At 68.4% G+C, this 25,457-nt stretch carries 23 protein-coding genes; 14 read left to right on the top strand and 9 right to left on the bottom strand.

Annotated features, from left to right (window positions below; all coding sequences use genetic code 11):
* Nucleotides 1–210: 210 nt before the first annotated feature.
* Together MKK75_RS23390 and MKK75_RS23385 are read right to left on the bottom strand one after the other, a co-directional pair.
* The gene (locus MKK75_RS23390) at nt 211–429 is read right to left on the bottom strand and encodes a hypothetical protein (RefSeq protein ID WP_244044910.1); all 219 of its coding nucleotides are present in this window, start codon (nt 427–429) and stop codon (nt 211–213) included.
* A gap of 172 nt (nt 430–601) precedes the next feature.
* A complete protein-coding gene (locus MKK75_RS23385; RefSeq protein WP_244044984.1) occupies nt 602–994 on the bottom strand; it encodes a DUF2267 domain-containing protein in 393 nt (130 codons plus the stop codon).
* Between the two features lie 168 nt (nt 995–1,162).
* Between MKK75_RS23385 and poxB the strand changes: the two genes are divergently transcribed.
* The 7 genes from poxB to MKK75_RS23350 all read left to right on the top strand — a co-directional run bounded on the left by poxB (nt 1,163) and on the right by MKK75_RS23350 (nt 10,047).
* Nucleotides 1,163–2,893 carry a ubiquinone-dependent pyruvate dehydrogenase gene (gene poxB / locus MKK75_RS23380; RefSeq protein ID WP_244044909.1) on the top strand — a complete coding sequence of 577 codons (1,731 nt, stop codon included), beginning with the start codon at nt 1,163–1,165 and terminating at the stop codon, nt 2,891–2,893.
* 66 nt (nt 2,894–2,959) lie between these two features.
* Entirely contained in the window at nt 2,960–3,703 is a 744-nt protein-coding gene (locus MKK75_RS23375) for a (Fe-S)-binding protein (RefSeq protein WP_244044908.1), read from the top strand.
* Entirely contained in the window at nt 3,700–5,271 is a 1,572-nt protein-coding gene (locus tag MKK75_RS23370) for a lactate utilization protein B (protein ID WP_244044907.1), read from the top strand. Before MKK75_RS23375 ends, MKK75_RS23370 begins: the two co-directional genes overlap by 4 nt.
* On the top strand, nt 5,268–5,861 hold the full coding sequence (locus MKK75_RS23365; protein WP_244044906.1) for a lactate utilization protein C: 594 nt from the start codon (nt 5,268–5,270) through the stop codon (nt 5,859–5,861). Before MKK75_RS23370 ends, MKK75_RS23365 begins: the two co-directional genes overlap by 4 nt.
* Before the next feature lie 70 nt (nt 5,862–5,931).
* Complete coding sequence (locus MKK75_RS23360; RefSeq protein WP_244044905.1) at nt 5,932–6,792, top strand: transglutaminase-like domain-containing protein; 861 nt, start codon at nt 5,932–5,934, stop codon at nt 6,790–6,792.
* Nucleotides 6,793–7,427: 635 nt separating this feature from the next.
* Entirely contained in the window at nt 7,428–9,158 is a 1,731-nt protein-coding gene (gene ilvD, locus MKK75_RS23355) for a dihydroxy-acid dehydratase (protein WP_244044904.1), read from the top strand.
* A complete protein-coding gene (locus MKK75_RS23350; RefSeq protein WP_244044903.1) occupies nt 9,145–10,047 on the top strand; it encodes a tetratricopeptide repeat protein in 903 nt (300 codons plus the stop codon). The genes ilvD and MKK75_RS23350 overlap by 14 nt, the downstream gene beginning before the upstream one ends.
* A 22-nt stretch (nt 10,048–10,069) precedes the next feature.
* On the opposite strand, the gene MKK75_RS23345 is transcribed toward MKK75_RS23350, so the two are convergent.
* Together MKK75_RS23345 and xth are read right to left on the bottom strand one after the other, a co-directional pair.
* Nucleotides 10,070–10,693, bottom strand: a complete 624-nt coding sequence (locus MKK75_RS23345) for a glutathione S-transferase family protein (RefSeq protein ID WP_244044902.1) — start codon at nt 10,691–10,693, stop codon at nt 10,070–10,072.
* Between the two features lie 69 nt (nt 10,694–10,762).
* Nucleotides 10,763–11,557: an exodeoxyribonuclease III gene (gene xth / locus MKK75_RS23340; RefSeq protein ID WP_244044901.1), complete on the bottom strand. Its 795-nt coding sequence runs from the start codon at nt 11,555–11,557 to the stop codon at nt 10,763–10,765.
* A 138-nt stretch (nt 11,558–11,695) separates the two neighbouring features.
* Here xth and MKK75_RS23335 point away from each other — a divergent pair, with 138 nt between their 5' ends.
* The 3 genes from MKK75_RS23335 to glpX all read left to right on the top strand — a co-directional run bounded on the left by MKK75_RS23335 (nt 11,696) and on the right by glpX (nt 15,007).
* Nucleotides 11,696–12,382, top strand: coding sequence for a ceramidase domain-containing protein (locus MKK75_RS23335; RefSeq protein WP_244044900.1), 687 nt, complete (start codon nt 11,696–11,698; stop codon nt 12,380–12,382).
* Nucleotides 12,383–12,492: 110 nt separating this feature from the next.
* Nucleotides 12,493–13,809 carry a homoserine dehydrogenase gene (locus MKK75_RS23330; RefSeq protein WP_244044899.1) on the top strand — a complete coding sequence of 439 codons (1,317 nt, stop codon included), beginning with the start codon at nt 12,493–12,495 and terminating at the stop codon, nt 13,807–13,809.
* A 214-nt stretch (nt 13,810–14,023) separates the two neighbouring features.
* Complete coding sequence (glpX, locus tag MKK75_RS23325; RefSeq protein ID WP_244044898.1) at nt 14,024–15,007, top strand: class II fructose-bisphosphatase; 984 nt, start codon at nt 14,024–14,026, stop codon at nt 15,005–15,007.
* A 144-nt stretch (nt 15,008–15,151) separates the two neighbouring features.
* Here the strand turns inward: glpX and MKK75_RS23320 are convergent, their stop codons facing one another.
* The gene (locus MKK75_RS23320; protein WP_244044897.1) at nt 15,152–16,165 is read right to left on the bottom strand and encodes a L,D-transpeptidase; all 1,014 of its coding nucleotides are present in this window, start codon (nt 16,163–16,165) and stop codon (nt 15,152–15,154) included.
* Between the two features lie 486 nt (nt 16,166–16,651).
* Between MKK75_RS23320 and MKK75_RS23315 the strand changes: the two genes are divergently transcribed.
* The 4 genes from MKK75_RS23315 (at nt 16,652) to MKK75_RS23300 (ending at nt 21,574) form a co-directional block, all read left to right on the top strand.
* The gene (locus MKK75_RS23315; protein WP_244044896.1) at nt 16,652–17,902 is read left to right on the top strand and encodes a nitrate/nitrite transporter; all 1,251 of its coding nucleotides are present in this window, start codon (nt 16,652–16,654) and stop codon (nt 17,900–17,902) included.
* Between the two features lie 315 nt (nt 17,903–18,217).
* Nucleotides 18,218–19,510: an MFS transporter gene (locus MKK75_RS23310; RefSeq protein WP_244044895.1), complete on the top strand. Its 1,293-nt coding sequence runs from the start codon at nt 18,218–18,220 to the stop codon at nt 19,508–19,510.
* A 7-nt stretch (nt 19,511–19,517) separates the two neighbouring features.
* Entirely contained in the window at nt 19,518–20,738 is a 1,221-nt protein-coding gene (locus tag MKK75_RS23305) for a CaiB/BaiF CoA transferase family protein (protein ID WP_244044894.1), read from the top strand.
* A gap of 23 nt (nt 20,739–20,761) precedes the next feature.
* Nucleotides 20,762–21,574, top strand: coding sequence for an enoyl-CoA hydratase/isomerase family protein (locus tag MKK75_RS23300; protein WP_244044893.1), 813 nt, complete (start codon nt 20,762–20,764; stop codon nt 21,572–21,574).
* Between the two features lie 3 nt (nt 21,575–21,577).
* Here MKK75_RS23300 and MKK75_RS23295 read toward each other — a convergent pair whose 3' ends face one another.
* The 4 genes from MKK75_RS23295 to dctP form a co-directional block, all read right to left on the bottom strand.
* The gene (locus MKK75_RS23295; RefSeq protein ID WP_244044892.1) at nt 21,578–22,045 is read right to left on the bottom strand and encodes a YbaK/EbsC family protein; all 468 of its coding nucleotides are present in this window, start codon (nt 22,043–22,045) and stop codon (nt 21,578–21,580) included.
* 168 nt (nt 22,046–22,213) lie between these two features.
* Nucleotides 22,214–23,566, bottom strand: a complete 1,353-nt coding sequence (locus MKK75_RS23290; RefSeq protein ID WP_244044891.1) for a TRAP transporter large permease — start codon at nt 23,564–23,566, stop codon at nt 22,214–22,216.
* Nucleotides 23,563–24,237, bottom strand: coding sequence for a TRAP transporter small permease (locus tag MKK75_RS23285; protein ID WP_244044890.1), 675 nt, complete (start codon nt 24,235–24,237; stop codon nt 23,563–23,565). Before MKK75_RS23285 ends, MKK75_RS23290 begins: the two co-directional genes overlap by 4 nt.
* On the bottom strand, nt 24,234–25,256 hold the full coding sequence (gene dctP, locus MKK75_RS23280; RefSeq protein ID WP_244044889.1) for a TRAP transporter substrate-binding protein DctP: 1,023 nt from the start codon (nt 25,254–25,256) through the stop codon (nt 24,234–24,236). Before dctP ends, MKK75_RS23285 begins: the two co-directional genes overlap by 4 nt.
* Nucleotides 25,257–25,457 lie beyond the last annotated feature (201 nt).

Below are 25,457 nucleotides of genomic sequence, written 5' to 3'. Positions count from 1 at the left end.
TCGGATCTGTACCGATCCTTTCCCGGGCGCATGCGGCGGCAGCAAACTGGTCGATCTGTAACGCTGGCGCGGCGAGCCTCGCGCTGTAACCCGGATCAGGTTTCGCGTCGCTTCACCGATCCGGAACAGGGGGTGCGCGTGATCGGCTCAGGCGCGACGAGCCCACGACGTGCCCGCGGCCACCCGCCTCTAAGGGCCGCCGTCGGCGCTTCAGCGCGACGGGCAGGGCGTCGGGGCCAGCCCGTCGACGGTCACCGGAAACCGCGGTTCCAGGGTGAGCGGATCGGCCATGGCGGTCGCACGCTCGGCGCGACGGCGGCCGTGACGCAGCGCGCGTGTCTGGGCCGCGCGCGTCGGATGCAGAATCGCGGCGAGGAGGGCTTGGCCCTCGAATGCACTGTCCAGATTCTTCGCTTCGAAGACGGGCATGGCCGGCCTGCTGGATTGCGGTCGCGAACGTCGCCGATAGCGTCGATTCCGACCGCACCCCAATAACGGGGATCGCGGTGACAGGTTCCGTCAAGCTTCCGCCCGGAAACTGTTTTTTCACGATCGTCCAGGCCGTGGCCGAATTCTGTGCGCTCTCACACCCGCAACGAGATCAGACGAACTGGTTGAGACCGGGGATCGAGCCGATGATCGGCCCCATCGCGTCCTCGCCGACCTTCTCGCGGCCGAACGCGAACAGTTCCTGACCGAGCGGCTGCATCTGGCCCATCGGCACGCCGGCGGCCATCAACTTCTGCCCGAGCGCCATGACACCGCCGCCGCCCATCATGCCGCCGAGCATACCCATCAGGCCGCCACCACCGCTTTCGCCGGCATTCGCCTCGGCGATCAGCGAATCGGATCCCGGCAGCGCCGCCAGAAGCTGGTTCACCTCCGTCTCGGGCCCCTCCTTCTGCAGGAAGGCGAGGATGTGACCGATCGCGGTCTGGGCCGTCGCGGCGTCGAGCCCGGTGCGGGCAGTCACGCGGGCAAGCAGTTCTTCCATGGTGATGATCTCTTCGGAACGTTTCCAGACGTCCTTCGACTCTGGGACGCCGGAAATCAAGCGCGCGCCCCGGGTTGCCCGGGATAGTCCCCGGTGCGTCGGGACCCGGGGTGACTTCCGGTCCTCGGGTTCCACATTCCTGGCCGAGGCTGAAACCGGAGCCCGATCATGCGCATCAGCAACGTTGCCGACGTCGTCGCCGAGACCCTTCGGGAAGCGGGCGTCGCCCGCATCTACGGGGTGGTTGGCGACAGCCTGAATGGGATTACGGAAGCGCTGCGGGCGCGGGGGCGGATCGCATGGATCCACACACGCCACGAGGAGGCTGCGGCCTTCGCGGCGGCGGGGGAGGCGCAGGTCACCGGCCAGCTCGCCGTCTGCGCCGGGTCCTGCGGGCCGGGCAATCTGCACCTGATCAATGGGCTCTACGACGCGCATCGCAGTCGGACCCCGGTTCTCGCCATCGCGGCCCATATCCCGTCGCCCGAGATCGGCTCCGGCTATTTCCAGGAGACCAAGCCCACCGAGCTGTTCCGCGATTGCAGCCATTACTGCGAGATGATCTCGGACCCGGCGCAGATGCCGTTCGTGCTGGAGAACGCGATCCGCGCCGCCGTGGGGGAGGGGGGTGTGGCGGTGATCGTCCTGCCGGGTGACGTGGCTCTCCGCGAGGCGCCGAAGCGCGCCCTGGCGCCGCGGGCCGGGCTGATCCCCGCCAAGCCGGTGGTCCGGCCAGCGGATCCGGAGCTCGATGCCCTGGCCGCGATGCTCAATGCCGGCAACCGGGTGACGCTCCTATGCGGGCGCGGCTGCGCCGGTGCCCATGCCGAGCTTCTCCAACTCGCCGACGCGCTCAAGAGCCCGATCGTCCACGCGCTCGGCGGCAAGGAGTTCGTGGAGTTCGACAATCCCTACGATGTCGGCATGACCGGGCTGATCGGCTACGCGTCGGGCTACGCCGCCATGATGGCCTGCGACACGCTGCTGATGCTCGGCACCGGCTTCCCCTACAAGCAATTCTACCCGCAGGAGGCGAAGGTCGCGCAGATCGACCTGCGCCCGTCCGAGCTCGGCCGCCGCTGCCGGATCGAGCTGGGTCTCGTGGGCGATGTCGCCGCGACGCTCCGGGCGCTGCTGCCCCGGCTTAAGCCGAAGACCGATCGGTCCTTCCTGGATGCCAGCTTGAAGCACTATGCCAAGGCGCGCGCAGGCCTCGATGACCTCGCCACCGGCAAGCCCGGTGGCTCGCTGCACCCGCAATTCCTCGCCCGCACGATCAGCGAGATGGCATCCGAGGACGCCGTGTTCACCGCCGATGTCGGCACGCCGACGATCTGGGCGGCGCGCTACCTCGCGATGAACGGGCGGCGGCGGCTCCTCGGCTCCTGGGTCCACGGCTCCATGGCCAATGCCCTGTCGCAGGGGATCGGCGCGCAGGCCTGCCAGCCCGATCGGCAGGTGATCGCGCTCTGCGGCGACGGCGGCTTCGCCATGCTGATGGGCGACTTCCTGACCCTGCGCCAGCATCGGCTGCCGCTGAAGGTCGTCATCTTCAACAACGGCACCCTCGGCTTCGTCGAGCTGGAGATGAAGGCGGCCGGCTACCTCGAAACCGGCGTGGCCCTCGACAATCCGGACTTCGCCGCGATGTCGCGCGCCGCCGGCATCTTCGCCCTGCGGGTCGAGGATCCCGCCGAGTTGCCGGGCGCGATGCGTGAGTTCCTGGCCTTTGACGGCCCGTCGCTCCTCGACGTGCGCACGGCGGGCAACGAATTGTCGATGCCGCCTAAGATCGACGGCCAGCAGGTGAAGGGGTTCAGTCTCTACGTCCTGCGCGCCGTCATGGATGGACGCGGTGACGCGGTCCTCGATCTCGCCAAGACCAACCTCATCCGATAGACCCTGAGGATCAGTCTCGAACCGTTCCAGACCAGCGGAACGGACGCTCCAGGGAGGTTCCGGACCATGCGGGTCGGCCTGTTCGTGCCGTGCTACGTCGACGCCTTCGAGCCGGAGGTCGGAATCGCCACGCTGGAGCTGCTGGAGCGGCTCGGCTGCACGGTGGAGTACCCGTTCGACCAGACCTGCTGCGGCCAGCCGATGACCAACACCGGCTGCCACGCCGAGGCCGCCGCCACGGAGGCGCTGTTCGTCAAGAACTTTTCGGGCTTCGACTACGTCGTGGCGCCCTCCGGTTCCTGCGTCCATCAGGTCCGTGAGCACCTGACCGCGATTCCGCAGACGGAGGAGGTCAGGAAGGTCCGCGCCAGCACCTACGAGCTGGTCGAGTTCCTGCACGACGTGCTGAAGGTCGAGGCGCTGCCCTGGGCGCGGTTCCCGCACAAGGTCGCCTATCACGGCAACTGCAACGCGCTCCGCGGCATCCACCACGCCCGGCCCTCCGAGCTGGTGAAGCCCTACTATTCCAAACCCCTCGATCTGCTGCGCCTCGTTCCGGGCGTCGAGCTGGTCGACCTCGCCCGGCCCGACGAGTGCTGCGGCTTCGGCGGCACCTTCTCGGTGTTCGAGCCGGCGGTCTCGGCCAAGATGGGCTACGACAAGGTCGCCGATCAGAACCGGGCCGGGGCGGAGTACGTCGTCTCGGCGGACTCCTCCTGCCTGATGCACCAGAAGGGCTGCGCCGAGCGCCTCGGGGTGCCGCTCAAATACATCCACATCGCGCAGGTGTTGAACGGAGCGGCCGCATGAGTGTTGAGGATCTGAACCCGCGCGAGCGCGAGGGCGTCATCCACCCGGAGGTGCGCGCCCGTGACGATGAGAGCGAGCGCGCCCCGGACGGAGTCCGTCTCCAGCACGCTGAGGCCGCCTCCAAGCCGATCCGCGCCCCGCAGGTCCGCGAGCCCCAGCCCCGCGGCGCCAAGATCCGCGGCGACCGGCCGATCGACCAGGCCGAGGCCGCCGAGCGCTTCCTCGCCGCGCCACTGCATCAGGCGGCCCACGACGAGCGCCTGTGGGACCTGCGCAAGAAGCGCGACGTTTCGGCCCACGGCATCCCCGAATGGGAGGAGCTGCGCGAGCTCGCCTCGCAGATCAAGACGCACACGCTCAGCCACCTCGACCGCTACCTCGAGCAGTTCGAGGCGGCCGCGAAGGCCAACGGTGTCCACGTTCACTGGGCGCGGGACGGGGCCGATCACAACCGCATCGTGCTGGAGATCCTGCGGAGCCACGGCGCCAAGACCCTGGTCAAATCGAAGTCGATGCTCACCGAGGAATGCGGCTTCCGCCATCACATGGCGGCCAACGGCATCGAGATCATCGAGACCGATCTCGGCGAGCGGATCCAGCAGCTCGACAACGAGGAGCCGAGCCACGTCGTCGCCCCGGCGGTTCACAAGACCCGGATGGACGTGGCCGAGGTCTTCGCCAAGACCCTCGGCACCGACCCCGACAACGACGACGCCCATTACCTCGCCGAGAGCCAGCGCGAGACGACCCGGCCCTACATCCTGAAGGCCGATGCCGGCATGACCGGCTGCAACTTCGCCATCGCGGAGACCGGCTCGGTCGTGACCTGCACCAACGAGGGCAATGCCGACCTCTCCGGCAACGTGCCGCCGCTGCAAATCCATTCGATCGGCATCGAGAAGATCATCCCGAAAACCGAGCATCTCGGCGTCTTCATCCGGCTGCTCTCGCGTTCCGCCTTGGGCTCGCCCATCACCCAGTACACCTCGCATTTCCGCGCGCCCCGCAAGGGCACCGAGATGCACATGGTGCTGGTCGACAACGGCCGCTCCGAGCGGCTCGGCATGGAGGAGTTCTGGACCTCCCTGAAGTGCATCCGCTGCGGCGCCTGCATGAATACCTGCCCGGTCTACCGGCGCTCGGGCGGGCTCTCCTACGGGGCGACCTATTCCGGGCCAATCGGCCTGATCATAGACCCGACCTTCAACAAGCGGAAATACTCGACGCTGCCATTCTCATCGACGATGAACGGCTCCTGCACCAACGTCTGCCCAGTGAAGATCAACATCCATGAGCAGATCTTCGCCTGGCGCAAGGTGCTGGTCGAGGAACACCAGATCCCGGCGCTGAAGCAAGGCATGATGAAGGCCGCGGGCGCGGTCCTGTCGCGACCGGCCGCCTACCGGGCGGCGATCGGCGCGGCCGATTCCGCGCTCAAGGTGCTGCCGCGCTTCGCGGTCTACAACCCGCTGAACACCTGGGGGAAGAAGCGCGAGATGCCAGACGCCCCGCGCCAGACCTTTCACGCGTGGTACAGGCAGAACCGCATGAAGGACGCCGGCCGATGAGCGCCCGCGACGCGATCCTGGCTGACATCCGCCGGAACCTGCCGGCGGGGGATTTTCCTTTGCCGGAGGTGCCCCTGTTCGAGCCCCTGGTCGGCGACGACCTCGTGGCCGAGTTCGGCGAGCGGCTGAAGCGGATGGGCGGTCGGGTGGTCGCGCCCGGCCCCGGCGATGTCTTTGCGGGGGTGCGCGAACGGCTCGACGGCGCAAAGGTCATCGCCTCGGCGGTGCCGGAACTGACCGGCAACCGCGACCTGCGGAGCGTTCGCTACCCGCAGGAGGTCGAGGATGTCGACGTGGCGGTGGTCCGGGCGGTGTTCGGCATCGCCGAGACTGGCTCGGTGCTGTTCACGCAAGACCAGCTGATCGTGAACGCCGTGGCCTACCTGGCCCAGCACCTGATCGTCCTGCTCGATCCCTCCGACATCCTGCCCAATGTGCAGGCGGCCTATCGCCGGTCCGAATTCGGCCGCTCGGCCTACGCGGTGCTGCACACCGGTCCCTCGGCCACCGCCGACATTGAGGGCGTGCTGATCCACGGGGCGCAGGGGGTGCGTTCGCTGACGGTGGTGATGCTGCCGCGAATGGCGTGAGCCGGAACCGCCATTCGGGCGCGCCCTTTGCTTGGACGAAGAACAGGTCGTCCCCCGGCAAGGAGATCCGATGCGCTACACACTTGGTTGCAGCCTGTCCTACAACATCCTGTCCGACACCACCTTCATCTTCAACCTGGAGGTAGCCAAGCTAAAGAGCGTCGAGATTCTGAGCGAGACCCTGGTCTTGACGCCGAACCTGAAGCGCGACCTCTACACCACGCCCGATCTGCTGAACCGCTATCTCGCGGTGAACGTGCCCACCGGCCAGTTCTCGCTGGAGTACAATGCAGAGGTGGATTTGACGGTGCACCGGGCCGACCCGGCGACCATCAACGAGACGCCGATCGGTGAGCTCCCCCTCGACATCCTGCCGTTCCTGTTGCCGAGCCGGTTCGTCTCGTCGGACCGGCTGACGCCGTTCGCCCTGGCGGAATTCGGCGCCCTGCCGAAGGGGCATGCAAGGGTGAACGAGATCTGCAACTGGATCCACGATCACATCACCTACCAGCCGGGCACGAGCGACGGCGAAACCACCGCCGACGAGTCCCTGCTGAAGCGCGCCGGCGTCTGCCGGGATTTCGCCCATATCGGCACCGCCTTCTGCCGGGCGCTGGGCATCCCGGCCCGATTCGTGAGCTGCTACGCCCACGGTCTCGTGCCGAGCGACTTCCACGCCGTCTTCGAGGCCTATCTCGACGGCCGCTGGTGGCTGTTCGACGCCACGCGGCAGGCGGATCTCGACGGGCTGGTGCGGATCGGCGTCGGGCGCGACGCCGCCGAGATCGCGTTCTCGACGCCCTTCGGCGACATGCAACCCGTCAACCAGCAGGTGCGGATCCAGCGCTCCGACGGGCAGGGCAGCCCGATGCCGCGCACCGTGGACGCGATCTCGACCGAGATCCCGGCCCCCCATGCCGGGGCGGCCTGAGCTCGAAAGCGGCCGGATATCGGGGGGCCTTTACGCCGTGCCGGCCGCGCTCGGATCGGGCGCAATGTCGTGCAAACCTCCCGGCACCGCTGCCGAGGCGGAACCCTTATCGGCGGTGCGCCCGGGTCCGGCCCAAATGATGGGCCGATCTGGCTAACTCACACTATCGGCCGAACCAGAGGACAAGTTCAACGTGCCGCGCTGGCGCGCGCAGACCGGGCATACGTTGTATTCGCGACTGCCATCTCGTTCAGGACCAATCGCCCTCCCGGTTGAGCGATGCCGCCGGCCAACGCGTCGTACGTCCCACCTCTCCGATTTGTCCGCCCTCGACGCGCATCATCAAGACTTATCGCAGGCTTTCGAAATGCCTCGAAGCGTGGCTGTGGCGGGGTCGCAACACCGTAAAACGATCCCGGGTCCGCCCCGAGACCCGCCCGTAAACGCCGCGATCCCGCCATAGTCCGGGCCCACCTCAACATCGGCGGTAAACGGCAATTTCGACAACGCTTTACCGTTAACGAACGAGGTTTCCCGAGCCCGCGGATGGTTCAATCGGCGTATCGCGAACGGCGACGCGTCGCGGTCCGTCGCGCGCCCTCGGGATCGGTTGTGCGAAGGCTTGGCCCGGGCTCATGGTGACGCGTTTGAACGACAAGTCGAAGCTGCCGAGCCGCCACGTCACCGAGGGGCCGGATCGCGCTCCGCACCGCTCCTATCTCTACGCCATGGGTCTGACCCGCGAGCAGATCCACCAGCCGCTGGTCGGCGTCGCCTCCTGCTGGAACGAGGCCGCGCCCTGCAACATCTCGCTGATGCGTCAGGCCCAGGCGGTTAAGAAGGGTGTCGCCGCCGCGCACGGCACGCCGCGCGAGTTCTGCACCATCACGGTCACCGACGGCATCGCCATGGGCCATGGCGGCATGCGTGCCTCGCTGCCCTCGCGCGAGGTCATCGCCGATTCGGTCGAGCTGACCATGCGCGGCCATGCCTACGACGCGCTGGTCGGGCTCGCCGGCTGCGACAAGTCGCTGCCCGGCATGATGATGGCGATGGTGCGCCTCAATGTGCCGTCGATCTTCATCTACGGCGGCTCGATCCTGCCCGGCTCGTTCCGCGGCAAGCCCGTGACCGTCCAGGACCTGTTCGAGGCGGTGGGCAAGGTCGCGGTCGGCGACATGAGCCTGGAGGATCTCGACGAGCTGGAGCAGGTCGCCTGCCCCTCCGCCGGCGCCTGCGGCGCGCAGTTCACCGCCAACACCATGGCGACCGTCTCCGAGGCGATCGGCCTGGCGCTGCCCTACTCGGCCGGCGCCCCGGCGCCCTACGAGATCCGGGACAAGTTCTGCGCCACGGCCGGCGAGAAGGTGATGGAGCTGCTGGCCAAGCAGATCCGCCCGCGCGACATCGTCACCCGCAAGGCCCTGGAGAACGCCGCGACCGTCGTGGCGGCCTCGGGCGGCTCGACCAACGCGGCGCTCCACCTACCGGCGATCGCGCACGAGTGCGGCATCGAATTCACGCTGTTCGACGTCGCCGAGATTTTTCGGCGGACCCCCTACATCGCCGACCTGAAGCCCGGCGGGCGCTACGTTGCCAAGGACATGTTCGAGGTCGGCGGCATCCCGCTCCTGATGAAGACGCTCCTCGATCACGGCTTCATGCACGGCGATTGCCTGACGGTCACCGGGCGCACCATCGCGGAGAACATGGACCGGGTGACCTGGAACTCGGATCAGGACGTGGTCTACCCGGCCAACCGGCCGATCACCCCGACCGGCGGCGTCGTCGGCCTCAAGGGCAACCTCGCCCCCGAGGGCGCGATCGTGAAGGTCGCCGGCATGGCGGTCGAGAAGCAGGTCTTCACCGGCCCAGCCCGGGTGTTCGACGGCGAGGAGGCGTGTTTCCAGGCCGTGCAGGCGCGGACCTACCGGGAAGGCGACGTGCTCGTCATCCGCTACGAGGGGCCGCGCGGCGGTCCCGGCATGCGCGAGATGCTGTCGACCACCGCGGCCCTCTACGGCCAGGGCATGGGCGACAAGGTCGCGCTGATCACGGACGGGCGCTTCTCCGGCGCGACCCGCGGCTTCTGCGTCGGCCATGTCGGACCCGAGGCGGCGGTCGGTGGTCCGATCGGCCTGATCCGCGACGGCGACATGATCACCCTCGACGCGATCCAGGGCACGCTCAGCGTCGCCCTGTCGGACGACGAACTCGCAGAGCGGCGCAAGGCCTGGATGCCGCGTTGCAACACAGCGACCTCCGGCTACCTCTGGAAATACGCGCAGGGCGTCGGCCCGGCGCTTTACGGCGCCGTCACGCACCCCGGAGGGGCCAAGGAGACGCAGAGCTATGCGGACGTCTAGGACTGACCTCAGCCGGCGCAGGGCGCCGGCCGGGGCCGATCCCGGTCGGCTCCGGTCTGTGGGGAGGGCCGCCCTGGCGGCCTGGGCGCTGGCTCTGCTCGCGCTGCCCGCCAGCGCGCCCCGCGCCCTCGACGCCAATGTGCGCACGCCGGTCCAGGTGCCGGTGGCCGACAAGAGCTACCGCTCGGCCAAGGACGCGCTCCGGGCCGGGATGCGCGAATACAACGCCGGCGACAAGCAGGGCGCCGCCCGGGCGCTCGAATACGCGGCCGGGCAGGGCCATGCCCTGGCCCTGTGGAAGCTCGGCCGGATGTATGCCGACGGCGACGGCGTGCCCCACGACGACCTGAAGGCGTTCGAGTTCTTCTCCCGGATCGCCGATGCCAGCACGGATGACGGCCCCGATCCACAGAACTCCGCGGTTCTGGGCAGCGCGTTCACGGCGCTGGGCACCTACTTCCTGGAGGGGATCAAGGGCACCTACGTGCGCCCGAACCCCGAGCGCGCCTACGACATGTTCAACTACGCGGCGTCCTACTACGGCGACCCCAACGCGCAGTACAATCTGGCCCGGCTCTACCTCGACGGCACGGGCGTCGAAGCCGATCCCAGGCAGGCGGCGCGCTGGTTCAACCTCGCCGCCGAGAAGGGGCATCACCCCGCCCAGGCGCTGCTCGGCGACATGCTGATCAACGGCCTCGGCGGCGTGCCGATCCAGCGCGTGAAGGGCCTGATGTGGCTCTCCCTCGCCCGGGAGGGCGCGGAGGGCCGCAAGGACGAATGGATCGTGGCGCTCTACGACAAGAACTGGGCCAACGCTGCCGAGGACGACCGCGCCGAGGCGCAGACCCAGCTCCAGACCGTGGGGTCGATCCGCCGGCGGCGCTGAAAGCCGCCGGCGGATCGACCGATCAGCCCTTCTTCGCCTCCACGGCGGTCCTGAAGGACGGCCGCCCGAGGGTGGCATCGACATAGGCGGCCAGCTTGGGCCAGCGGCCGGCATCGACGCGGGCCTGCGCCAGATGGAAGTTGTAGAAGCCGGTGGCGATCGAGATGTCGGCCATGCTGAAGGCCTTGCCGACCAGATACGGACCCGCGATCTCGCCCTCCAGATAATCGAAGAGGGGCGGCAGGTCCTTGTCGAGCGCCTTCGTGACCGCGGCCTCGTCGGTGGGCTGCTTCATCATGTTGGGTTTCAGCACCCGCTCGACGAAGGGCACGATCAGCTTCCCGAACAGCTCGGTATCGCCGAACTTGTCGAACCAGACGGCACGGCCGAGGGCCTTCGGATCGGTCGGCGCGAGGGCCGGCGCCGGGTGCTTGCGCTCGAGATACCACAGGATCGCAGAGGAATCGGCGAGGCGAAACCCGTCCTCCTCGATGGCCGGGATTTTTCCGAGCGGACTGCACGCCTGGAAATCCTGATCGGGCGCGTGGAACATCACGGGCCTGTGCTCGTAGGGCACGCCCTTCTCGGCGAGCGCGACGAGGGTCTTGCGGACGAAGGGCGAATAGCCGGTGCCGTAGACGATCAAGCGGGACTCCTCTGCTGGGGACGCGGTGGGTTCGTTCCGATTCCCACAGCGCCAAGATAGGGCATCGCCTCAGCCCGCCGAGAGCTCCACCGTCACGGGAACATGGTCCGACGGCTTGTCGAGCCCGCGCAAGTGCTTCTGCACCGAGGCCGAGACCAGCCGGTCGGCGGCCTGGGGCGAGAGCAGCAGGTGATCGATGCGGATGCCGGCGTTCCGCTGCCAGCAGCCGGCCTGATAGTCCCAGAAGGTGTAGAGCCCGTCGCGCGGATCGCAGGCCCGGAGGCCATCCGCGTAACCCTCGGCTAGCAGCGCGCGGAACGCCATGCGGGTCTGAAGGAGGAACAGCGCGTCGGACCGCCATGCCTCCGGATCGGCCGCATCCGCCAGTTCGGGGATGACGTTGTAGTCGCCCGCCAACACGACGGCGGTCTCGTCTTGCATGAGCGCGCGCGCATGGAGCCGCAGACGTTCGAGGAAGGCGAGCTTGTAGGGGTATTTCGGGCTGTCGACCGGGTTGCCGTTCGGCAGGTAGATCGAGGCGACCCGCACCGGCTGGGTCTCCGCCCCAGAGATTAGCGCTTCGATGTAGCGGGCCTGCTCGTCGTCGGCATCGCCGGGAAGTCCGCGCCGGACCTCGCCCATCGTCAGCGGCGCGCGGACCAGCAGGGCGACGCCGTTATAGGCCTTCTGACCGAGCGCCTCGACCGCGTAGCCGGCCGCCTCGATCTCCGCGTTGGGGAACGCCGCGTCCTGGCACTTCAGCTCCTGCAGGCAGACCACGTCGGGCTTCGCCTCGTCGAGGAACGCCAGAAGGTGGGGCAGCCGCTGCTTGATCGAGTTGACGTTCCAGGTCGTGATCCGCATCGCCTCGCATCCGGTCGCCGCAGGGCCGTCATCCGCGCTTCGCGCCGCGCTGGCAAGGCCGGCCTGGGCCTGGATCCGCAATCCAAGCTTGCCGCGTCGCCGTTCCGCCCGCGGCTGGGTTGTTCAGGGGGTGTTCGCATGGATTGGTTCGCGCCGGTGCGGGCGTATTGCGAGCGGACGGACGCCGATTTCTGGGCCGAGCCCGTCAACGCCCTGTCCAATGCGGGCTTCCTGATCGCCGCGGCGGCGGCGGCACGGCGCGCAGCGCGAACCGCGCCGCCGGATCGCGCCGGGCTGGTCCTTTCCGGGCTGATCGCCGTGGTCGGAATCGGCTCGTTCCTGTTCCACACGCTGGCGGTCACATGGTCGATGCTGGCCGACGTGTTCCCGATCGCGCTGTTTATCTATGCCTATTTCGCGCTGGCGCTCCGCCGGTATCTGCAGCTGCCGGCGGCCGCGGTCGTCGCGGTGACGGCCGGTTTCGCCGCCTTCGGGTTTCTTCTCACGCCGGTCCTCGGTGATATAACCGGGCTCGACGTCTCGGCAGCGACCAACGGCTCGGTCGATTACGTTCCGGCCCTGCTCGCGCTGTTCGGGATCGCCGCTGCGACCATGTCACGGCCCGAGGCGCGCATCGCCGGCACGGGATGGCGCCTCGCCGGGATTGGCTGCCTATTCCTGGTCTCGCTCGCCGCACGCACCGTCGATCAGGCCGCCTGCACGTCCCTGCCGACCGGGACGCACGCGCTTTGGCATATCCTGAACGCCGCCGTGCTCTACGCGCTTGTGGCGACAGCGATCCGGCATCGCGAAACCGCGGGTTGAGGCGCATCCGATGCCGGGGCCGTTTCCTTGCGGCGCGGGCGGTTTTCTTGCAGAACTGCGCCGCATCGGGCGCCGGGTTCCCCCAAGTTGCCCGAGGTTCGGAACAGGTCATGACTGTGAGTTTTCGCCTCGGGATCGCCGGGCTCGGCACCGTCGGCGCGTCCGTGGTTCGGATGGTGGAACGACGTCGGTCGGCGCTGGTGGCGGCTGGCCTGGATCTGCGGGTCACCGCGGTCGCATCGCGCGACAGAGGTCGGGACCGCGGGCTCGATCTGGCGGGCATGGAATGGTTCGACGATCCGGTCGCCCTTGCACGATCAGAGACCGTCGACGCCGTCGTCGAACTGATCGGCGGGGCCGAGGGTGCCGCCAAGTCCGTCGTCGAGGCCGCGCTTCAGTCCGGCAAGCCGGTGGTGACCGCCAACAAGGCGCTCCTGGCCCGCCACGGCGCGGCACTGGCCGCGCTGGCCGAAGCGCGCGGCGTCGCGCTCGCCTTCGAGGCGGCGGTCGCCGGGGGCATTCCGGTCATCAAGACCCTGCGCGAGGGACTGCCCGGCAATGCCCTGACCCGCGTCTACGGGATCCTCAACGGCACCTGTAACTACATCCTCAGCCGGATGGAGCGCGAGGGCCTGACCTTCGAGGCCTGCCTCAAGGACGCGCAGGCGCTGGGCTATGCCGAGGCGGACCCGACCTTCGATGTCGAGGGCTTCGATACGGCCCACAAGCTCGCGATCCTGACGAGCCTCGCCTTCGGCACCGCAGTCGACGCGGAAGGCGTGTCGGTGGAGGGGATCTCCCGAGTCCAGCCCCTCGATCTGCGCATGGCGGACGAACTCGGCTACCGGATCAAGCTCCTCGGCGTCGCCCAACTCACCGAGGCGGGGATCGAGCAGCGGGTGCACCCCACCATGGTGCCGAAGTCTTCGGCGATCGCCCAGGTCATGGGCGTGACGAATGCCGTGACCATCGACGCGGACGCGATCGGCGAACTGACCCTGATCGGCCCGGGCGCCGGCGGCGAAGCGACGGCCTCCGCGGTCGTCGCCGACATCGCCGATGTGGCCCGCGGCATCGTGCGTCCGACCTTCGGCGTCCCGGCCGCCACCATGCCGTCCAGCGAACGTGTCGAGATGCAGCGCCACGAGGGCGGATACTACATCCGACTCACGGTGCACGACCGTCCGGGTGTCGCGGCCGGCGTCGCACAGCGGATGGCCGAGCGCGAGATCTCCCTGGAGAGTATCCTGCAGCGGCGCACCGAGGGCGGCGGATCGGATCCCCGCGGCCGTTCGGGACGACCCGTCCCATTGGTCCTGATCACCTACGCGGCGACCGAAGGCAGCATCCGCGCGGCCCTCGACGCCATCGATGCGGACGGCCTGCTGGCCGAGCCGCCGCAGGTGATCCGGATCGAGCGCGAGTAACGGCTCTGTCCGCGGCGAACGCGCCACGGCGTTCGTATCGAAGGCCGGTTTGGCAGGGCCGGCAAAGCTCGCGAAACGATCCGGTGCGCAAATGCGCCGACGCAATCGAGATGATGAGCCCGTGTCAAACGGCGCTTAGGCTGAACGTCGTTCGTCCGACGGCGTTTAGATCGTGATCCGACAAAAGATCGGACCCGGACAAAGGCAGGAAACGATGGCCGACGCTCTCAAACCCGCGTCCCGCGGGGTCCCGCGCATGCTCGCCCTGGAACTCGCCCGGGTGACGGAGCGGGCCGCCATCGCCGCCGCGCGCCTGCGCGGCAAGGGGGACGAGAAGGCCGCCGATCAGGCCGCCGTCGATGCCATGCGCGACGAACTCAATGGCCTGCCGATCCGCGGCACCGTGGTGATCGGGGAGGGCGAGCGTGACGAAGCGCCGATGCTGTTCATCGGCGAGCAGCTCGGGCGCGGCGACGGCCCGGAGGTGGATATCGCGGTCGATCCCCTCGAAGGTACGACGCTCTGCGCCAAGGACATGCCCGGGGCCATCGCCGTGATGGCGATGGCGGAGCGCGGCTCGCTGCTCGCGGCCCCCGATGTCTACATGCAGAAGATCGCCATCGGCCCGGGCTATCCGCCGGGCCTCGTCGATCTGGACGCCAGCCCGACCGAGAACGTCCTGGCGCTCGCCCGAGCCAAGGGTGTCGCTCCGCAGCAGATCACCGCGCTGATCCTGGACCGGCCCCGCCACGCGGCGCTCGTGGCCGAGGTGCGGGAATCCGGCGCCGCGGTCCGGCTGATCTCGGACGGCGACATCGCCGGGATCATCTTCACGGCGAGCCCGGAGGAGACCGGCATCGATCTCTACCTCGGGACCGGCGCGGCGCCCGAGGGTGTGCTCGCTGCGGCGGCGATGCGATGCATCGGCGGCCAGATGCAGGGACGCCTCATCCTCGACACGCCCGATCGCCGCCGCCGGGCCACGGAAATGGGCATCAGGGACCAGGACCGAAAATACGACCTCACCGACTTGGCGAGCGGCGACGTGATCGTGGCGGCCACGGGCGTCACCGACGGCGCGCTGCTGCGGGGCGTCCGCTTCCGGCCGGACCGGATCCAGACCGAGACGGTGGTCTACCGTTCCGAGGCCGGCACCGTGCGCCGGATCCTCGGGGAGCATCGGCGCGGGCTGGGCTGAGGTCTTAGACCAAGTTGCGGTGATCCAGACCCAGGGTCGGGATCACCGCGCCTGGCGGACGAAAGCCGCCGCGCCGTCGCGCGGACGAACCGCGATGCGGAAGTTCTCGCCTCCGCACCATCCCGAAAGCCGGACAGAAACGCCTCAGAGGCGGCTGTCAGCCGAGCGGCCCCGCGGCATCGGCGGATTCGCGGCCGCTTCGACCGTGCCACTTCCGTTCAGCACCACCACCTTGGTGCCGACGTTGACGCGGCTGAACAGGTCGATCGCGTCCTGATTGATCATCCGGATGCAGCCCGACGAGACGCTCTTGCCGATCGAATACGGCTCGAGGGTGCCGTGAATGCGGAACAGCGTGTCCTTGTTGCCCTGCCAGAGGTACATGGCCCGGGCGCCGAGCGGATTGCGCAGGCCGCCCGCGACGCCGAGCCCGCTCTGAAGCTTGTCGACCTCGCCCGCGAGCTTCGGGCTGCGGGCGATCATCTCCTTGGGCGGATACCAGTCCGGCCACGCCTGCTTGGAATTGACCGTGGCGGAGCCCGACCACGAGAAGCCCTGCTTGCCGACGCCTACGCCGTAGCGGCGGGCCCGGCCGTTCTCCTGGACCAGGGTGAGCTGATGCGCGCGCGGATCGACGATGATCGTCCCGGGCTCGTAGGGCCCGTGATAGGCGATTTCCTGCCGCAGGAACGCGGGGTTCATCTTCTTGTAATTGAATGCCTGGACCGGAAATACGTCATCGGCGACCGGCCCGTAGACCTTGGCGTAGTCGATCGCCTCGTTGTCGGGCGCGCGCAGCACGGCCTTCGCCTTGGCGGCCTCCAGGGGGGACAGGCCCTCGGTCGAGGACGCGGTGCCCGGGCGAGCGGACGCGGTCGGCTCCGCGTTCAGCGAAGCGGCGGGTGCCGAGAGCGGGACCTGCGCGGCCTGCGGGGGCGCAACGGGGCGCACGAAGTCGGTGCGGCCGGTATAGGGCAGGTAGCGGCCGCCGCGGCGCACGTAGTACGCGCCGTTCTGGTCCTGGTAGAGCTGACCGTCATCGCCAAACCCATCGATGCCGGCCTCGCCGACCGGACCGCGGCCCTGGGCGTGTACGGCGGATGCGACGGCCAGGACGGCGAAACCGGCCAGGAACAGGCGACGGATTGGGGCGGGCATGGTTCGGATTCCTCGGAGGCAACGCCGGGACACGCCAAGGCGCGCAGTCGAGCCTGCCTGCACGAAGACAAGGATCAGCTCATCCCGTGTCTTAGCAAATATCGCACTTTGACGCCAAGTTGCCGGCAACCTGCGCGGGCACATTAAGCGCTGCCGCGGCCGCGTTCTTCCCCTCTGTGTTGCCTGCATGCAGCAATTCCCGCACGCCGATCCGCGACGGCCGCGCGCCGCCGCCCGTTTGCTCGGCAGCGCTGCCTTCGCGAGCGGCATCAGAGTGCTCTCACGGGACCGCGTCGCTGCGGTGATCGACCCGTCGACAGCCGCGGAGGCGAGGTCGCCCGGTCTGGCACGCTTGCTGCTTAGCCCGATCAGCCGCACCTGCTGCGGCGGCGGAGCAACGGCGCTCCAGACAGCGGACGGTGTGAGTCCGGATCCCCGGCATGAGCGACCGCGTGACGGTTCGCCTTTCTATGACGAGCACCCGCAATGGCCAGCTTCAAGACCGTGATGAAATCGGGTCACCCCCCGACGCTGTTCGCCGCCTTCCTCTACTTCGATTTCTGCTTTGCCATCTGGGTCCTGAACGGCGCCATGGGCCCGTTCATCACCGAGACCTACAAGCTGACACCGGCCCAGACCGGCTTCATGATCTCGCTGCCGATCCTCGCGGGCGCGCTGATGCGCTTCCCGCTCGGCGTCCTGGCCCAGTATATCGGCCGGAAGAACGCCGCGATCACCGAGATGAGCGTGATCATGCTGGCGATGGCCTATGGCTATCTCTTCGTCACTTCGTACAGCGACGTGCTGGCGATGGGCGTGCTGCTCGGCATCGCCGGCGCGTCCTTCGGCGTCGCGCTCTCGCTCGGCTCGGGCTGGTTCCCGCCGGAGCACAAGGGCCTCGCCATGGGCATCGCGGGGGCCGGCAATTCCGGAACCGTGCTGGCCGTGCTGTTCGCCCCACCGCTGGCGCAGGCCTATGGCTGGCAGACGACCTACGCCTTCGCGGGCTTGGTGATGCTGCTGCCGCTGGTGATCATGATCGTCCTCGCCAAGGAGCCGCCGGATTCCGAGCATCAGTCGTTCAAGGAGCACATCTCCTGCCTGTTCACCAAGGATGGCTGGGCGTTCTCGCTGATCTACGTGATCACCTTCGGCGGCTTCGTCGGCCTGTCGAACTTCCTGCCGACCTTCTTCTACGAGCAGTTCGCCGTGACCAAGGTCGAGGCCGGGCGTCTGACCATGCTCGCGGCCTTCATGGGCTCGGGCATCCGGATCGTCGGCGGTTACTTCGCCGACCGGATGGGCGGCATCGCGGTCCTGTCGGTCGTGCTGCTGGCCGCGATCGCGACGTTCCTGTCGCTCACCGCGACCCCGTCGCTGGCGTTGACGACGCTGCTGTTCATGCTCTGCTTCGCGGCGCTCGGCGCCGGCAACGGCGCGCTGTTCCAGCTCGTACCCCTGCGCTGGCCCTCGAACACCGCCGTCGCCGGCTCGATGATCGGCGAAGTCGGTGCGCTCGGCGGCGCGATCCTGCCCAACGTCATGGGCCTGTCGAAGCAATATACCGGCTCGTTCTCGATGGGCTTCGTCGGCTACGCCGCGTTCGCAGCGATCGTGCTCGGCTGCCTCGCGCTCTGGCAGCGCAAGTGGGTTGGAAGCTGGGTTGGGCCGCGGGGCAAGGCCCTCGGCACGGCTCCGGCCGGTGAGCCTGGACAATTGCGGCCTGCCACCGCCTGAAGCGTTCTCCGCACAAGTGGACACCGGTTAGGCGTAAGAGAGCGCGTCAAACCAAGAGCTCAGGGCGGTTCCCGATTGCAACGCGATCGGGAGCGGCTCTCAGCCGGCCACCACGATCGACCGGACTGGAACGGGGGCCCTGGCGGCCCCCGCGTTCGTTCAAGCCGTCAGCCACGTTTCCGGAATAAGGCGCTCTTCGCGGGTTGCCATTCGGCTCTCGAAGCGTTTGAATAATGCATTACGAGAGAGCGCCCAGCCGCTGGTTGAGGCGCCGTGCGGCCGTGAGAAGCGGCGCTCCGATGGGAGGAACGGTCGATGTCGAAGCGCTTCAGCGCCACGAACGGCGTGCTCGGCCTGCTCTGCGTGATGTATTTCATCACCTATCTGGACCGGGTGAACATCGCGACGGCCGGCGCCGAGATCATGCGCGATTTCGGCATGTCGAAGACCGATTTCGGACTGATCCTCTCGGCCTTCGCCTACCCTTATGCGATCTTCCAGGTGATCGGCGGCTCCGTGGGCGACAAGTTCGGCGCCCGGCGCACCCTGCTGGCCTGCGGCGTGATCTGGGCGGCCGCGACGATCCTGACCGGCACGGTCGGCGGGATCGTCAGCCTGTTCCTCGCGCGCGTGCTGCTCGGCTTCGGCGAGGGCGCGACGTTCCCGACCGCCACCCGCGCCATGCAGAACTGGACGGCGCCGGGAAAGCGCGGCTTCGCGCAGGGCATCACCCACGCGTTCAGCCGGCTGGGCAACGCCGTGGCCCCGCCGATCGTCGCGTTCCTGATCTGGCATTTCGGCTGGCGCACCAGCTTCGTGATCCTGGGCGCGTTCAGCTTCATCTGGGTGGTGATCTGGTACACCTATTTCCGCGACGACCCCTCCGACCATCCGGGGATCACCCAGGCCGAACTCGACACGCTGCCCCCGCCGCGCAAGGTCGGTGCGAAGCAGTCCGTGCCGTGGGGCGCCTTGACCCGCCGGATGCTGCCAGTGACGGTCACGTATTTCTGCTACGGCTGGACCCTGTGGCTGTTCCTCGGCTGGCTGCCGAGCTTCTTCAAGGAGAATTACAACCTCGACCTGAAGAATTCGGCACTGTTCGCCTCAGGCGTGTTCTTCGCGGGCGTCATCGGCGACACGGTCGGCGGGATGATGAGCGACTTCATCCTGCACCGCACCGGCAAGGTGAAGCTCGCCCGACTCTCGGTGATCGTGGTCGGCTTCCTCGGCGCGGCGGCGAGCCTCGCGGGCGTGTTCATGACCCGCGACCTGACGCTGGTGGCGCTGCTCCTCTCCTCCGGCTTCTTCTTCGCCGAACTGGTGATCGGGCCGATCTGGTCGGTGCCGATGGACATCGCCCCGAAATATGCCGGTACCGCCAGCGGCTTGATGAACACCGGCTCGGCGGTCGCGGCGATCGTCTCGCCCATCGTGTTCGGCGTCATCGTCGATCTGACGGGGAGCTGGACCCTGCCGTTCGTCGGCTCCATCGGCCTGTGCCTGCTCGGCGCCGGCCTCGCCTTCACGATGCACCCCGAGCGGGAGTTCGTCGAGCCGGCCGATCGGCCGCTCGGATCCGCGGCGACGGTGCCGGCGGGGGAGTAGTCTCACGATGACGGAGCCATCGGGGCGATCCGGCCCGCTCGCCGGGATGCGGGTGATCGAGCTCGCGCACATCATGGCCGGCCCGGTCTGTGGGCTGATGCTCGCCGACATGGGCGCGGAGGTGATCAAGGTCGAGAAGATGGACGGCGACGACACCCGCCGCACCGTCCCCCCGGCGCTCGACGGCGAGAGCGCCGCCTACATGATGATGAACCGCGGCAAGCGCGGCATCAGCCTCGACCTGAAGGACCCGGACGGCATCGCCGTCCTGCGCCGCCTGCTGAAGGGTGCCGACGCGCTGATCGAGAACTACCGCGGCGGCACGATGGAGCGCCTCGGGATCGGCTACGAGACCCTGCGGCAGGAATTTCCCGAGCTGGTCTATTGCTCGCTCTCCGGCTTCGGCCGCACCGGCCCCTACGCCGACCGCGCCGGTTTCGATCTCGTGGCCCAGGGCATGAGCGGTCTGATGTCGGTGACGGGCGAGGGCCCGGGCCGACCGCCGATGAAATGCGGGCCGCCGGTCACCGACATCACCGCGGGCATCCTCGCCGCCATGGGCGTGCTGGCGGCCTATGCCAACCGGCTCCGCACGGGCAAAGGGCAGGTGGTCGACACCTCGCTGTTCGAGGCCGGCATCACCCACACCTACTGGCAATCGGCTATCGCCATGGCGACCGGGATCGCGCCGGGCCCGATGGGCTCGGCCCATCCGCTGAACGCCCCCTACGAGGCGTTCGAGACCGCCGACGGGTGGATCACCATCGGGGCGGCCAACCAGACGAACTGGCTGCGGCTGCTCAAGGCGATCGGCGCCGACGCCCTGGCCGAGGATCCGCGCTTCGCGCTCAACCGCGACCGGATGGAGAACCGCCAGGAACTCGCCGCGACGCTCGCGCCGATCTTCCGGGCGCACGGCTCCGCGGAGTGGCTGACGCGGCTCGAGGCCGGCGGGGTCCCGGCCGGTCCCGTGCTCGACGTCAACGCGATGCACCGCGATCCGCAGACGCTGGCCCGCGAGATGGTGGTCGAGGTCGATCACCCGCGGGTCGGGCGGATGAAGACGCTCGGCCTGCCGGTGAAGTTCTCGGAGACGCCCGGCCGCGTCCACGGGCCGGCCCCGTTGCTCGGCGAGCATTCCCGGGCGATCCTGGCCGAGGCCGGCTACACGACGGCCGAGATCGATGGCCTGATCGCGCGGGGCGTCGTCCGCGAGACCGTGGCCTGACGCGACGCCAGGAGACGCATCCGATGAAGGCCACATCCGCCACCGACGAACTGCTGTTCAGTATCGACGAGGGCGGCATCGCCCGGATCGTGCTCAACCGCCCCCAGGCCCGCAACGCGCTGACCTTCGCGATGTACCAGGGCTTGATCACCTGCTGCGAGGCGATCGCCGGGAACCCGGCCGCGAAGGCGCTGATCATCACGGGCGCCGGCGAGAAGGCATTCGCGGCCGGCACCGACATCGCGCAGTTCCGCGAGTTCGAGACCGCCGAGGATGCGCTGGGCTATGAGCGGTTCATGGACCGGGTGCTCGGGACGCTGGAACGGCTGCGCGTGCCGACCATCGCGGCGATCGCGGGGGCGTGCACGGGCGGGGGCGCCGCCATCGCGGCGGCCTGCGACCTGCGCATCGCCGCCCGGGATTCCCGGTTCGGTTTCCCGATCGCCAGGACGCTCGGCAACTGCCTGAGCCAGGGTAACCTCAAGCGCCTCTCCGGGCTGATCGGTCCCGCCCGCGTCAAGGACATCATCTTCACCGCGCGCCTGGTCGGAGCCGAGGAGGCTCTGGCGATCGGTCTCATCGGCGAAATGGTGGAGGATCGCACGGCGCTCACCGAGCGGGTCGACACGCTCGCGCAACTGCTGGCCGGCCACGCGCCCCTGACCATGCAGGCGACCAAGGAGGGCCTGCGCCGCCTCGCCGAGGAGGACGCGCCGGAAGAGGGCGCGGCCCATCCGGGCGACGACCTGATCCTCCTTTGCTACATGAGCCAGGATTTCCGCGAAGGCATGGAGGCGTTCCTCGGCAAGCGCCCGCCGAATTGGTCCGGGCGCTGAGGTTCAGCCAATCTGCTGGCAGACATCGACCCAGGTGGCCGCGGTCAGCGCGGCCATCCGCTCCGGCGCGATCCGGACCGCGCTGTGCGTGCTGCCGGCGGCCGGCACCACCACGTCGAACGCCTTGAGCGAGACGTCGCAATAGACCGGCAGCGATGCGATCAGGCCGAAGGGGCAGACGCCGCCGACCGGATGGCCGGTGACCGCCTCGACCTCTGCGAGATCGAGCATCCGGACCTTGCCGCCGAAAGACGCCTTGGCCTTGCGGTTGTCGAGGCGGGCATCGCCGCGGGTCACCAACAGGACGATTTGAGCGCCGACGCGGAGCGAGAGCGTCTTGGCGATCTGCGCCGGAGGGACGCCGTGAGCCGCGGCGGCCTCCGACACGGTGGCGGTGCGGGTCTCCAGTTCCAAAACCGCGATATCGGGCGCGTTCTGGGCGAAGAACGCCCGGACGGAGGCGAGACTCATGGCGGCTCCTGGGAGCGCTCGACGGTGCGGGCATTCATCTACGCCGGCTCCATACGAAGCGCGACCGGAAGCACGTTCTGGAGATGGCCTTCCCGCGTCTCTCCCTCCCCGCAGAAAGGGAGGGGTTGCGCGGAGGCCTCCGCCCCACGAACGGCAACCCCGCTCACCCTACCGCGTCGTCGCCAGTAGCCAGTCCGGCAGCCACATCGCGATTCCCGGCACGAGGCACAGGATCAGGATCGCCACCGCCATCAGCAGCACGAAGGGCAGGGTGCCCCAGATGATGTCCGAGAGCGGGATATCGGGCGCGATGTTCTTGATGACGAAGATGTTCAAGCCCACCGGCGGGTGGATCAGCCCCATCTCCATGGTGATGGTCATCACCACGCCGAACCAGACGAGATCGAACCCCGCGGCCTTGAGCGGCGGCAGGATGATCGGCGCCGTCATCAGGATGATCGAGACCGGCGGCAGGAAGAAGCCCAGCACGATCACCAGCGCCAGGATCGTCACCAGCAGCAGCCAGGGCGAGAGCTGCATCGCCACGATCGCCGCAGCGGCCGATTGCGAGATGTGCAGATAGCTCATCACGTAGGCGTAGAGCAGCGACATGCCGATGATCAGCATCAGCATGGTCGACTCACGCAGCGTCGCGGTCAGGATCGGGCTGACATCCCGGAACCGCCACACCCCGTAGATCGCCGCGATCAGCGCCAGCGCCAGCAGACCGCCGAGCCCCGCCGTCTCCGAGGGGGTGGAGTAGCCGCCGTAGAGCGCCACCATCACGCCGGTGAGCAGCACCACGAAGGGCAGCACACGCGGCAGCGTCGAGAAGCGCTGCGCCATGCTGTACTGCTCGTCCGCCAGGATCGGCGACGCCGGGCCGCCGCGTTCCAGCGCCGTCTTCGCGGTCGCGTATTCCGAGCGGAAGCGGATTACCGACCAGGTCGCGAACAGGCTGACCAGGAGCAGCCCCGGCCCGATCCCGGCCAGGAAGAGGCGGCCGAGCGATTGCTCGGCGGCGACCGCGTAGAGGATCATGGTGATCGAGGGCGGCAGCAGGATGCCGAGCGTCCCGCCGGCCGCGATGATCCCGGCCGCGAAGCCCGGCGAGTAGCCGCGCTTGCGCATCTCCGGGATGCCGGCCGAGCCGATCGCCGAGCAGGTCGCCGGGCTCGAGCCCGCCATGGCGGCGAACAGCGCGCAGGCGAAGACGTTGGCGATGCCCAGCCCCCCGGGGATACGGTGCATCCAGGCATGCATGGCCGAGTAGAGATCCTGGCCCGCCCGGGACCGGCCGATCGCCGCGCCCTTCAGGATGAAGAGGGGGATCGACAGCAGAGTAATCGAGGCCATCTCCTCGTAGACGTTCTGCGCCACCGTATCGAGGGAAGCGCCCGGCATGAACGCGACCATGAAGGCCAGGGCCACGAAGCCCAGAGCGAACGCGATGGGGATGCCGGAGAGCATCGCCCCGAGGGTCGCACCCGCGTAGAGGAAGCCGATCGCGGCGGTGCTCATCGCTCGCCCTCGGCGGTCACCGTCTGGCCCATCGGATCCGGCCCCTGTGGCGCGAGCGTGCGATTGAGATCGGCGCCGAGGCCGATCTTCGGCTTCGCCCAGCCAGCCGCGCGGGGGCCGTAGGCCAGCGCTTCGGCGATCTGGAGGGCGAATTGCAGGCACAGCAGGCTCATGCCCGCTGCCATGAGCGTGTAGGGGATCCAGAGCGGGGGCCCCCAGGTCGATTGCGAGACCTGGCCATCGGTCCAGGCCTCGTGGTCGAGGGACCAGCTCTTCCACGCGAAGAACAGGCAGAAGGTGAGGCTGATCACGTCGGCCAGCAACAGCCGGATCCGGTTTACGGCGGGCGACAACAGACCGGTCAGCGCTTCGATCGCCACGTGGCCGCGCTTGGCCTGCACCCCGGCCGCCGACAGGAAGGTGGCCCCGATGATCAGGAACACCGCCATCTCGTCCTGCCACTCGGTCGGTTCCTTCAGGAGATAGCGGACGACGACGCTGTGGGTCAGCACGAGGCACGCCGCGACGAGGCAGAGGCCGCCGAGCCCCAGGATCACCCGGTTCAGGAGCCCCATCGCCCGGTCGAGGGCACCCAGGAGGCCGGGCACCCGCGGCTCCTCGGCAGCCCGGGCCTCCGTGGCCGCCGTGGCAGCGTCGAAGCCGTGGCTCACGCGACCTGCTCCGCGAGCTTCAGCAACTCGGCGCAGTTCGCGTTCTTGGCCGCGTAGTCCTTCCAGGCCGTGCCCCGGGCAAGCTCGCGCCATTCGCCCAGCGTCTTCTCATCGAGTTGCGAGACCTTGGCGCCGGCCTTCGAGAAGATCTCTTCGACGCGGGTATCGTCTTCCTTGGCGCCCGCTTGCCCGAAGGCTTCGAGCTCGCCACCCACCGCCATGATCAGGTCCTGCTGGTCCTTCGGCAGACCTGTGAACACGATCTTGGACATCATGATCGGTTCGAGCATGAACCAGTAGGAGCGCTCCCGGCCCGAGGTCAGCGCCTTGGCCAGTTCCTCCAGGCGGAACGAGATCAGGCTGGTCGACGAGGTGATCACGGCGTCGCATGCCCCCGTCTGCATCGCCGCATAGGACTCGTTCGACGGGATTGAGAGGGTGGCCGCACCCGCCTCCTTCATCATCATGTCCATCTCGCGCGAGCCGCCGCGGACCTTCATGCCCTTGGCGTCGGCCGGAGTGACGAGGGGCCGCTCGCGGCTCGCGACGCCGCCCGCCTGCCAGACCCAGGAGACGAGGATGATGCCCTTGGCATCGAGAATCTCCGTCAGCTTGCGACCCACCGGTGCGTTCTTCCAGGCCACAGCCTGCGCGTAGGATGTCACCAGCGCCGGCATCAGCCCGATATTCATCTCGGGCACCTCGCCGCCCGCGTAGGGACTCGGGTAGAGCGACATGTCGAGGGCGCCCTTGCGCATGGCGCCGAACTGGGCGTTGGTCTTCATCAGCGAGGAGCCGGGATAGACCTGCACTTCGAGCGCGCCCTTCGAGCGCTCGGCGACCGTCTTCGCGAACTTCCGGCACATGCGGTCGCGGAAATCGCCCTCGTCGATGGTTCCGCCCGGAAACTGATGCGACAGCTTCAGCGTCGTGGCTGCCTGCGCTGACCCCAGACCTAATCTGAGCAGCGCCGGCGCTGCAAGCGTGGCTGCAACCAACGAGCGACGAGTGGGCGTCATCTGTCTCTCCCGCACCGCAAACATTGCGGCTCGACTGTTGTGCGGCGCATCAATCACGCCATCGTTATGTATGCATGAAGGACTGCCTTGTATATCTTGTCAATCCGGAAGCATATTGCGAAGTCGTCCAGAGCGATCGGTTGACGCCGAGATTCGTTCCGGATCGCTCGCCGATACGGGCTGCGACGGGATTAATCACCG

The sequence above is a fragment of the Methylobacterium sp. J-030 genome, assembly GCF_022829545.1.
GTDB lineage: Bacteria > Pseudomonadota > Alphaproteobacteria > Rhizobiales > Beijerinckiaceae > Methylobacterium.
The sequence above is the reverse complement of the archived record's forward strand: the minus strand, read 5'-3'. Positions and strand labels throughout refer to the sequence as shown.

Bases quoted from the DNA above. Each gene is read 5' to 3' on its own strand.
- MKK75_RS23390 (WP_244044910.1), bottom strand. From the start codon at position 429: ATGCCCGTCTTCGAAGCGAAGAATCTGGACAGTGCATTCGAGGGCCAA.
- MKK75_RS23385 (WP_244044984.1), bottom strand. From the start codon at position 994: ATGGAAGAACTGCTTGCCCGCGTGACTGCCCGCACCGGGCTCGACGCC.
- poxB (WP_244044909.1), top strand. From the start codon at position 1,163: ATGCGCATCAGCAACGTTGCCGACGTCGTCGCCGAGACCCTTCGGGAA.
- MKK75_RS23375 (WP_244044908.1), top strand. From the start codon at position 2,960: ATGCGGGTCGGCCTGTTCGTGCCGTGCTACGTCGACGCCTTCGAGCCG.
- MKK75_RS23370 (WP_244044907.1), top strand. From the start codon at position 3,700: ATGAGTGTTGAGGATCTGAACCCGCGCGAGCGCGAGGGCGTCATCCAC.
- MKK75_RS23365 (WP_244044906.1), top strand. From the start codon at position 5,268: ATGAGCGCCCGCGACGCGATCCTGGCTGACATCCGCCGGAACCTGCCG.
- MKK75_RS23360 (WP_244044905.1), top strand. From the start codon at position 5,932: ATGCGCTACACACTTGGTTGCAGCCTGTCCTACAACATCCTGTCCGAC.
- ilvD (WP_244044904.1), top strand. From the start codon at position 7,428: ATGGTGACGCGTTTGAACGACAAGTCGAAGCTGCCGAGCCGCCACGTC.
- MKK75_RS23350 (WP_244044903.1), top strand. From the start codon at position 9,145: ATGCGGACGTCTAGGACTGACCTCAGCCGGCGCAGGGCGCCGGCCGGG.
- xth (WP_244044901.1), bottom strand. From the start codon at position 11,557: ATGCGGATCACGACCTGGAACGTCAACTCGATCAAGCAGCGGCTGCCC.
- MKK75_RS23335 (WP_244044900.1), top strand. From the start codon at position 11,696: ATGGATTGGTTCGCGCCGGTGCGGGCGTATTGCGAGCGGACGGACGCC.
- MKK75_RS23330 (WP_244044899.1), top strand. From the start codon at position 12,493: ATGACTGTGAGTTTTCGCCTCGGGATCGCCGGGCTCGGCACCGTCGGC.
- glpX (WP_244044898.1), top strand. From the start codon at position 14,024: ATGGCCGACGCTCTCAAACCCGCGTCCCGCGGGGTCCCGCGCATGCTC.
- MKK75_RS23320 (WP_244044897.1), bottom strand. From the start codon at position 16,165: ATGCCCGCCCCAATCCGTCGCCTGTTCCTGGCCGGTTTCGCCGTCCTG.
- MKK75_RS23315 (WP_244044896.1), top strand. From the start codon at position 16,652: ATGGCCAGCTTCAAGACCGTGATGAAATCGGGTCACCCCCCGACGCTG.
- MKK75_RS23310 (WP_244044895.1), top strand. From the start codon at position 18,218: ATGTCGAAGCGCTTCAGCGCCACGAACGGCGTGCTCGGCCTGCTCTGC.
- MKK75_RS23305 (WP_244044894.1), top strand. From the start codon at position 19,518: ATGACGGAGCCATCGGGGCGATCCGGCCCGCTCGCCGGGATGCGGGTG.
- MKK75_RS23300 (WP_244044893.1), top strand. From the start codon at position 20,762: ATGAAGGCCACATCCGCCACCGACGAACTGCTGTTCAGTATCGACGAG.
- MKK75_RS23295 (WP_244044892.1), bottom strand. From the start codon at position 22,045: ATGAGTCTCGCCTCCGTCCGGGCGTTCTTCGCCCAGAACGCGCCCGAT.
- MKK75_RS23290 (WP_244044891.1), bottom strand. From the start codon at position 23,566: ATGAGCACCGCCGCGATCGGCTTCCTCTACGCGGGTGCGACCCTCGGG.
- dctP (WP_244044889.1), bottom strand. From the start codon at position 25,256: ATGACGCCCACTCGTCGCTCGTTGGTTGCAGCCACGCTTGCAGCGCCG.